This is a genomic window from Ruegeria sp. P8 (assembly GCF_056534665.1).
Genome location: NZ_JBQERC010000037.1, coordinates 2,501 through 6,125 on the forward strand (window position 1 = coordinate 2,501; position 3,625 = coordinate 6,125).

Here is a 3,625-nt window from a genome sequence, read left to right on the forward strand (position 1 = left end):
TGGCGCTGATCTCGGTCGTTTCCATCATCTGATGGACGGCACGGTTTGGGTCTAGCCGGCCCTGTCTCGTGTATCGCGACTGAAAAGAACAGAGTTGTCCAAGTCAAATATACTAACCCGAGCGACCTGCGTTGATCAGCTGCACGGCTGGGAGACCATATGGGGTTGCTCAATTGTCCTCGTCCAAGTGGCGGGGGCGGGAAATGTATGTTTTTGGTTCAGAAGAACGATCGCCTTTAGTTACCAGCTGGGTGATCACGATCGACATAGTCGAAGCCTGCAGGCCGAAAGGCCGAAAGGCTTCACGCGCTCAAGTAGCCGAACAGGCGGTAGCGCAACATGTTATGTCTTTCTTTTTCTGGATCAAATCAAGCGCGAGAAGGGCGTTTGGTGAATGCCTTGGCAGCAAGAGGCGATGAAAGACGTGATACTCTGCGATAAGCCATGGGGAGCTGAGAATAAGCTTTGATCCATGGATTTCTGAATGGGGCAACCCACCTGAATGTTTGTTATTGTTGGCGCAGCTGATCAATAATGAGCATGACCAGGTACTTAAGACCTGAATACATAGGGTTTTAAGAGCAAACCCGGGGAACTGAAACATCTAAGTACCCGGAGGAAAGGAAATCAATTGATACTCCCCTAGTAGTGGCGAGCGAACGGGGACCAGCCGAGCCGTGAGTGTGAATAGAACCTGTTGGGAAGCAGGACCATAGAGGGTGACAGTCCCGTATATGAAGCATGATCGGACGTATTAAGTAGGGCGGAACACGTGAAATTCTGTCTGAAGATCGGAGGACCACCTTCGAAGGCTAAGTACTCCTTGCTGACCGATAGCGAACCAGTACCGTGAGGGAAAGGTGAAAAGCACCCCGACGAGGGGAGTGAAACAGTACCTGAAACCGAACGCCTACAATCAGTCGGAGCCTCCTTGCGGGGTGACGGCGTACCTTTTGTATAATGGGTCATCGACTTGGTCTCACGAGCAAGCTTAAGCCGTTAGGTGTAGGCGTAGCGAAAGCGAGTCTTAATAGGGCGAATGAGTTCGTGGGATCAGACCCGAAACCGAGTGATCTAGGCATGGCCAGGTTGAAGGTAAGGTAACACTTACTGGAGGACCGAACCCACATCCGTTGAAAAGGATCGGGATGAGCTGTGCCTAGGGGTGAAAGGCCAATCAAACTCGGAGATAGCTGGTTCTCTGCGAAATCTATTTAGGTAGAGCGTCATCCGAATACCCCGGGGGGTAGAGCACTGGATGGGTAATGGGGCCCCACAGGCTTACTGATCCTAACCAAACTCCGAATACCCGGGAGTACTAGATGGCAGACACACTGCGGATGCTAACGTCCGTAGTGGAGAGGGAAACAACCCTGACCTACAGCTAAGGCCCCCAATTCATGGCTAAGTGGGAAAGCAGGTGGGACGACCAAAACAACCAGGAGGTTGGCTTAGAAGCAGCCATCCTTTAAAGATAGCGTAACAGCTCACTGGTCTAAATAAGTTGTCCTGCGGCGAAGATGTAACGGGGCTCAAGCCATGAGCCGAAGCTTAGGATGCCGTAAGGCATGGTAGCAGAGCGTAGTGTGACATAGAACTCATCCGTATTTGCATCTGTGTTGTGTAACAGCAGCGGGATGTAATGACGGATCGAGTTCTTTCGATGAAGCCGGCCTGTGAGGGATCCGGTGGAGAGATCACTAGTGAGAATGATGACATGAGTAGCGACAAAGAGTGTGAGAGACACTCTCGCCGAAAGTCCAAGGGTTCCTGCTTAAAGCTAATCTGAGCAGGGTAAGCCGGCCCCTAAGCCGAGGCCGAAAGGCGTAGGCGATGGGAACTAGGTTAATATTCCTAGGCCAGGAGGATGTGACGGATCACAGGTGTAGTTCAATCTTATCGGATTGATTGGGCTGCTGAGTGGTTCCTGGAAATAGCCCTCCATCAGACCGTACCCTAAACCGACACAGGTGGACTGGTAGAGCATACCAAGGCGCTTGAGAGAACGATGTTGAAGGAACTCGGCAAAATACCTCCGTAAGTTCGCGAGAAGGAGGCCCGGTTCCTAGGCAACTAGGGGCTGGGGGCACAAACCAGGGGGTGGCGACTGTTTATTAAAAACACAGGGCTCTGCGAAGTCGCAAGACGACGTATAGGGTCTGACGCCTGCCCGGTGCCTGAAGGTTAAAAGGAGAGGTGAGAGCCTTGAATTGAAGCCCAGGTAAACGGCGGCCGTAACTATAACGGTCCTAAGGTAGCGAAATTCCTTGTCGGGTAAGTTCCGACCTGCACGAATGGCGTAACGACTTCCCCGCTGTCTCCAACATCGACTCAGCGAAATTGAATTGCCTGTCAAGATGCAGGCTTCCCGCGGTTAGACGGAAAGACCCCGTGCACCTTTACTACAGCTTCGCACTGGCATCAGGATTGTGATGTGCAGGATAGGTGGTAGGCTTTGAAGCGGAAACGCAAGTATCCGTGGAGCCTCCCTTGAGATACCACCCTTCGCACTCTTGATGTCTAACCGCGGTCCGTTATCCGGATCCGGGACCCTGCGTGGCGGGTAGTTTGACTGGGGCGGTCGCCTCCTAAAGCGTAACGGAGGCGCGCGAAGGTTGGCTCAGAGCGGTCGGAAATCGCTCGTTGAGTGCAATGGCAGAAGCCAGCCTGACTGCAAGACTGACAAGTCGAGCAGAGTCGAAAGACGGCCATAGTGATCCGGTGGTCCCGAGTGGAAGGGCCATCGCTCAACGGATAAAAGGTACGCCGGGGATAACAGGCTGATACTGCCCAAGAGTCCATATCGACGGCAGTGTTTGGCACCTCGATGTCGGCTCATCTCATCCTGGGGCTGGAGCAGGTCCCAAGGGTACGGCTGTTCGCCGTTTAAAGAGGTACGTGAGCTGGGTTTAGAACGTCGTGAGACAGTTCGGTCCCTATCTGCCGTGGGTGTAGGAGACTTGAGAGGAGTTGCCCCTAGTACGAGAGGACCGGGGTGAACGATCCACTGGTGGACCAGTTGTCGTGCCAACGGCAGTGCTGGGTAGCTATGATCGGACAGGATAACCGCTGAAGGCATCTAAGCGGGAAGCCCCCCTCAAAACAAGGTCTCCCTGAGGGCCGTGGAAGACCACCACGTCAATAGGCCGGAGATGTAAGCGCAGTAATGCGTTCAGTTGACCGGTACTAATCGCCCGATAGGCTTGATTTGATCCAGTAATGGAAAGACAAATCACCAAAAGCATACACTGACCTTGAGTTGGACAACGTTGATCTGATTAATACAACCGTGCAGGACCGCGCATCCGCTTCGCGAATACGCTGCCTCCTGCCCGTCGCTTTTTTGCTCCGCAAAAACAGCGACGTGGGGATTTTCCTCGGTTTGGTGGTCATAGCGCAAGTGAAACACCCGGTCCCATCCCGAACCCGGAAGTTAAGCACTGCCGCGCCAATGGTACTTGGGCTTAAGCCCCGGGAGAGTAGGTCACCGCCAAACCTAGCAAAATCCCCAAGTCTCTCTAAAACGATGAAAACAAATCTGACTCTGACGCGGGATGGAGCAGCCCGGTAGCTCGTCAGGCTCATAACCTGAAGGTCGCAGGTTCAAATCCTGCTCCCGCAACCA

At 53.3% G+C, this 3,625-nt stretch carries 1 tRNA gene and 2 rRNA genes; all 3 read left to right on the forward strand.

Annotation, left to right across the window (positions count from 1 at the left end):
- Window positions 1-366: 366 nt before the first annotated feature.
- Window positions 367-3,211 (forward strand): 23S ribosomal RNA (locus ACR0BZ_RS19490).
- 170 nt (window positions 3,212-3,381) lie between these two features.
- Window positions 3,382-3,496 (forward strand): 5S ribosomal RNA (gene rrf, locus ACR0BZ_RS19495).
- A 52-nt stretch (window positions 3,497-3,548) separates the two neighbouring features.
- Window positions 3,549-3,625 (forward strand) — tRNA-Met (locus tag ACR0BZ_RS19500).